This window comes from Larkinella sp. C7 (genome assembly GCF_006149005.1).
Classification (GTDB): domain Bacteria; phylum Bacteroidota; class Bacteroidia; order Cytophagales; family Spirosomataceae; genus Larkinella.
The window spans coordinates 1,251,499-1,257,546 of record NZ_VBSL01000001.1; the positions used below are offsets into that span (position 1 = coordinate 1,251,499).

The window sequence follows — 6,048 nt, forward strand, 5'->3', positions numbered from 1 at the left end:
GACAATCAAAAATCTCCTCAACTGCCCGAAGGTACCAAAAACCGCTATTTTTTCCCTCCGCCCAGGGTTGCCGGATTGCCCGAAGCCATGCCTTCCACCAGCGTTCCCAACCGGTCGCTCAGCGTCTGAATGGCTTTCTTGTAGCGGGCTTCCAGATCGGGCAGGTTGGCGGTCGATTTCAGCGACGCTTCGTAGAGCAGTCCCGGCAGCATCCACGACGCATACCCGCTGTTCGGGTCCGAGGAGGCATACAATGAGCGATACCACGACCCGAACGCCATGCCTTTGGGATCGATAAACGACTGTTCCAGTTGCCGCATGGTCTTGTTCAGTTCGGCCAGTTTATCGGTGCGACCCGCCTGCAAATAATTCTGGCGGGCGGTTTCGGCGGCTTCGGCGTTCTTTTTCAGATCGACCACCGCCGTCAGCAACGGTTCGATGGAATAGGTCGGCGAATAGGCTTTGATGGCTTTTTCGGCGGCTTTCAGGTGCGTCGAAAGGTCGTTGGCGTAGCGCACCAGATCGTAGGGCAGCACGTCGGCATTCGCCAGGCGCAACGTCATGGTTCCCACCACCTGCTCCACCATTGGCCCCATTTTGTAAGTCGGATCGGCAAATTTATCGTAGAAAAACAGGTCGTCGTAGGACGAATGGTACAGCGTCGGCCCACCCGTTCCGGCATTCAGCGACGGAATGCCGACGTGCATGTAGGGCGCAATGTGATCTGAACCACCACCCAGGTTGCCAATGACCGGCTCGTTGACGACCGTAGCCGGTGCCGATGAGGCAATCCCGACGGTGCTGCCACCACGGCGACCGCCCTGCCCCAGCCAATGCTCATAGACAGTTTTGTTGGAATCAGGATATTGAACAGACTGAGTCGCTTCGATCAGAATCTTTTTCAGGGACGGCGACGCGCTGGCCCCGAAATTCCGGCCCGACACGGCGGCATCGTAGTTCATGTAGGCAACGGCTTTTTGCGTCAGTTCGTCCCGAAACTGCTCCGCCCATTCCGCCGAGCCGATAACGCCGAACTCTTCGGCATCCCAGTGCGCTATTTTGATCGTGCGCCGGGGTTTTTGACCGGTTTTCGCCAGTTTGCCCAATGATTCGGTCAGACTCAGCAACATCGCCGTGCCGCTGTTGGGGTCAGTAGCACCGAACGACCAGGCGTCGTAATGGCAACCGGCAATGATCCATTCGTCGGGGAATTCCGTTCCAACCATTGTTCCAACCACTTCGTAAATCCGCGTGATGGCTTTTTCCTGCTTCACCATCAGCCGCACTTTCAGGGCCGAACCGCCTTCCAGCCGGTACGTAAACGGCAAACCGCCCTGCCAGCCCGTCGGAACGGCCTTGCTGCCCGTCATGCGTTTCAGAATTTCGGTGGCCGAACCGTACGGAATGGGCGTCACCGGAATGGTGTGCAGGGCAACATCCTTCGGATCGAGCCGTTTGATCTTGGTTTTTCCGTCGATCGGCAGCGCGGGTTCGCCGGGCGTCAGCGGGTCGCCGGTGTACGGAACCGTCAGCAGCGAGCCGCGCTGAATGACGCTCTCGCTGGGTTGTGGCCCTTCCGGAAACGTCAGTCCTTTCGTATACCCGTTGTCGGCCGGATCGGTGTAAATAATGACCCCGGCAGCTCCGGCGGCCTGGGCAAACAGGGCTTTGTAGCCCCGGAAATTGCCGCCGTAACGCGCCATAACGATCTTCCCCTGCACCGAAATGCCCATCGCTTTCAGTTGTTCGAAGTCTTCCTTGCGTCCGTAGTTGGCATAAACGATTTCCGCCGTCACATCGCCCGAACCGGAATAGGCGTTCCAGCCCGGCATCAGGCGCGGGTCTTTGGCGTATTTGTCTTCCGAAAAAAGATACTCCCGAATGTTCAGCGGCTGGCGAATGGGTTCCACCAGTTCAACGGCAATTTCACCCGGGCCTTTGGGCAGATAAATGTCGTGCGGATAAATATCGACCTGCCAGCCCGCTTTCCGCATGGTTTCGGCGATGTAGTCCCGAACCTTCTCATTTTCGGGTGTTCCGGCCACGTGGGGCACACTGCTCAGCATTTCGAGGTGCTTTTTAAAAGCGGCCGACGACTGGTGTTTCTTGAATTCGGCTTCCGCTTTTTCCTCAGTGGCCTGACGAGCGGGGGTAAAACCGGTAAATTTTTGGGCCTGTGCCGCGGTCAGACTCAACGCCAGCCAAAGCACTGAGTAAACGGAGTTGTGTTTCATAGATGAGCAGGTTGTTCAGGTTAACAGGCCTAAAAGTTACAGAATAGTTGGCAAAAATCGTTTTTGGCCGAATATTTTCCGGTTTTTATTATACAATAACTACTTTAGTGAATTGAAACCACCGATGAAACCGCCCATGAAACCACCGTTTACCCGTTCCTTCCTTTCCTTTCTGCTTTTTGTCGGGCCACTGGTGGCTTTCGCTCAACCGAATCCGACGAACGGATTATACCGGCAAACGAGCGATGTTCATCATCTGTTGACGAACTATGAAGCCGATCGGGGCAGTCTCAGCCGGTTTTACACCCTTGAAAATTCGCCCGAACGGCGGGAGCGTTTCAAGACGTTTCATGCCGATTACCTGCGGCAATTGCAGCAACTGGATTTCGACCGGATGAGTACCGACAGCCGGGTGGATTATCTGCTGTTTCAACGAAATCTGAAGAAAGCACTTCAGGAATTAGCGGACGAAGAACGCGAGGTTAACCAGACCAAAGACTGGTTTCCATTTGCGGACAAAATCTATGCGCTGGAAAAACTCCGTCGGCGCGGAATGCCGCTGGTGGCCGAGCAGGTGGCTGCGGATCTGAACGCCATTGGGAAACAGATCATCACGGTTCGAAAGGTGGTTGAGAAAACCGAGAAGATCGAACCGGCGCAGGCCCGGCGCGCCGAAGGAACCGCCAAAGGCTTGCAGGCCGCCCTGAAAAGCGTCTTTACGTTCTACAACGCCTACGACCCGCAGTTTAGCTGGTGGGTGCCCGAACCGTACCGAAAAACCGATAGTCTGTTGACAACCTATACGGCTTTGCTGACCAAAAAAGTCAGAGAGGCCGCCCCAACCAAAGACGACGGCAGCGGTATTTCCGGCATTGCCGTGGGCCGTGAAGAATTGCTCCGGCAGCTCCAGTTTGAACTCATTCCGTATTCGCCGGAAGAACTGATCGACATTGCCAACCGCGAATTTGCGTGGTGCGACCGGGAATTGCTGAAAGCCTCGCAGGAAATGGGGTTTGGCACGGACTGGAAAGCCGCTCAGGAGAAAGTCAAGAATACCGCCGTTCCGGCCGGCAAACAGCCGGAACTGATCCTGCGGCTGTATGAGGAATCGATGGCGTTCCTGAAAAAAAACGACCTGGTGACCATTCCACCCATCGCCGAAGAAACCTGGCGAATGAACATGATGGCAGCAGCCCGGCAGAAGGTGTCACCGTTCTTTCTGGGGGGCGAATCCATCCTGATTTCCTATCCGACAAACACTATGGAACACGAGGATAAGCTGATGAGTATGCGGGGCAACAATCCGCATTTCTCGCGCTCGACGGTTCACCACGAACTGATTGCCGGACACCACCTGCAGGGGTTTATGAACAACCGGCACAAGACCTACCGCAATTTCGACACGCCGTTCTGGACGGAGGGCTGGGCCTTGTACTGGGAAATGATTCTGTGGGACATGAAGTTTCCGCAGTCGCCCGAAGACCGGATCGGGATGCTGTTCTGGCGGATGCACCGCTGCGCCCGCATCATTTTTTCGCTGAATTACCACCTCGGCAAATGGTCACCGCAGCAGTGTATCGACTTTCTGGTGGACCGCGTTGGGCACGAGCGGGCCAACGCCGAGGGCGAAGTGCGCCGGTCGTTCGTGGGTGGTTATCCCCCACTCTACCAACTGGCTTACATGACGGGCGGTTTTCAGTTTTACGGTCTGAAAAAGGAGTTTGTCGACAGTAAAAAAATGACCTACAAGCAATTCCACGACGCCATTCTGCAGCTCAACGCCATGCCGGTCGAAATGATCCGGGCCATTCTGACCAACCAGAAACTGAGCAAAGATTTCAAAACTTCGTGGCGGTTTTATGAAAAGTGAGCGGTTTTTGCGGACTCAAACGGAATCGTGTCGGAAAATTTGGGACACTTCTGCTTTCGTTTTATCTTTAAAGCGCACTTCATCCACTTTTTCTACGCTAAAGACTTTTACGAACCCATGAGACGAAAAATCACCGCGCTGGTTGCGGTATGCATGACCCTGACCGTCCGGATTTGGGCGCAGGCTCCCTCCACGACTCCCTACAAGGCCAACGATCGGTTTGAACAATTAGGCCCCCAACTGCCCACCCCCAACACGTTTCGGACGGCCACCGGTGCACCGGGCCGGGATTTTTTCCAGAACCGTGCCGATTATGACATCAAGGTGGAACTGGACGATATAAACCAGAAAATCATTGGTTCTGAACTGATTACGTATTACAACAACTCACCCGACGCCCTGAAATACCTCTGGCTCCAGTTGGATCAGAACCTGTTTGAAAAGAATTCAACGGCGAACTTAGCCACCCGGTCGGCGGTTTCGACCAGTGGTAGCAGCCTGACCCGGTTGCACAACCTCAACAATGCCGAGCCCGGTGCCCAGATCGATCCCCAAAAAGAATATGGCCATAAGATAACCGCCGTTCGGGATGCGACCGGGAAACCGCTGAAGTATACCATCAACGGAACCATGATGCGGATCGATCTTTCCGCTCCCCTAAAACCGGGACAGAAATTCGGGTTCGGCGTCGACTGGAATTATAACATCACGGCTTACTACGGCCGGAGCGGGTATGAATATTTCGAACAAGATGGCAACCGGAACTACTTCATTGCCCACTGGTTTCCGCGTTTGTGCGCCTACGACGACGTGAACGGCTGGCAGAACAAGCAGTTTCTGGGACAGGGCGAGTTCACGCTGATTTTTGGCAATTACAAGGTGGCCATCACCGTTCCCAACGACCACATCGTGGGTTCAACCGGCGAATGTCTGAACTACAAACAGGTGCTGACGCCCACGCAGTTCCAGCGGTTGCAGAAAGCATCGACCTCGAAAACGCCACTTAAAATCGTGACGCAGGATGAAGCCATCGCGGCTGAGAAGGGCAAACCAACCGGCAAGAAAACCTGGATTTACAAAGCCGACAACGTCCGGGATTTTGCCTTTGCCTCGTCGCGCAAATTCATCTGGGACGCCATGCAAACCGACGTCTACGGCGATGGAAAAAAAATCTGGAGCATGTCGTTTTACCCCAAGGAAGGCAATCCGCTCTGGGAACAATATTCGACGCGGGCCGTCGAACACACGCTGCGTTCCTACGGAAACCGCACCTTCAAATACCCGTATCCGGTCGCCATCTCCTGCCATGCGACGCGCTACGGCGGCATGGAATACCCGATGATCAGCTTCAACGGCGGTCGGCCTGAACCGGATGGCACCTATTCGGAGAGCAACAAAGCCGGGATGATCGGGGTGATTATTCACGAAGTGGGTCACAACTTTTTCCCGATGATTGTCAACTCCGACGAGCGGCAGTGGACCTGGATGGACGAAGGACTGAACAGTTTTTGCCAGTATCTGGCGGAAAAAGAATGGGACTATAATTTCCTGAGCGGGTATGGCGAACCGCAACGCATTGTGCCGTATATGAAGTCGGACCCGGCCACACTGTCGCCCATCATGACCTCGTCGGACAACATCATTCAGTTTGGCCCGAATGCCTACGATAAACCCGCTGTGGCCCTGAACATTCTGCGCGAAACCGTTATGGGCCGCGAACTGTTCGACTACGCTTTCAAGGAGTATGCCAATCGCTGGGCTTTCAAAAACCCCACCCCGGCCGATTTCTTCCGCACCATGGAAGACGCTTCCGGCGTCGATCTGGACTGGTTCTGGAAAGGCTGGTTCTACGGCGTCGAACCCATCGATCAGGATCTGGTCGAAGTCGACTGGTTTACACTCAACACCCAGAATCCCGAAATTGAAAAAGCCCTGGCCCGCGCC

The 6,048-nt window shown here is 54.9% G+C and carries 3 protein-coding genes; 2 read left to right on the forward strand and 1 reads right to left on the reverse strand.

The genetic code is table 11. The annotated features are described in order from the left end of the window. Positions 1-44 precede the first annotated feature (44 nt). The gene (locus FH871_RS05020; protein WP_138990196.1) at positions 45-2,234 is read right to left on the reverse strand and encodes a M28 family peptidase; all 2,190 of its coding nucleotides are present in this window, start codon (positions 2,232-2,234) and stop codon (positions 45-47) included. 136 nt (positions 2,235-2,370) lie between these two features. Between FH871_RS05020 and FH871_RS05025 the strand changes: the two genes are divergently transcribed. Together FH871_RS05025 and FH871_RS05030 are read left to right on the forward strand one after the other, a co-directional pair. Continuing rightward, positions 2,371-4,104, forward strand: a complete 1,734-nt coding sequence (locus FH871_RS05025) for a DUF885 family protein (protein WP_138990197.1) — start codon at positions 2,371-2,373, stop codon at positions 4,102-4,104. 117 nt (positions 4,105-4,221) lie between these two features. Beyond that, the coding region (locus FH871_RS05030; RefSeq protein WP_138990198.1) for a M1 family metallopeptidase at positions 4,222-6,048 on the forward strand (1,827 nt) is incomplete at its 3' end.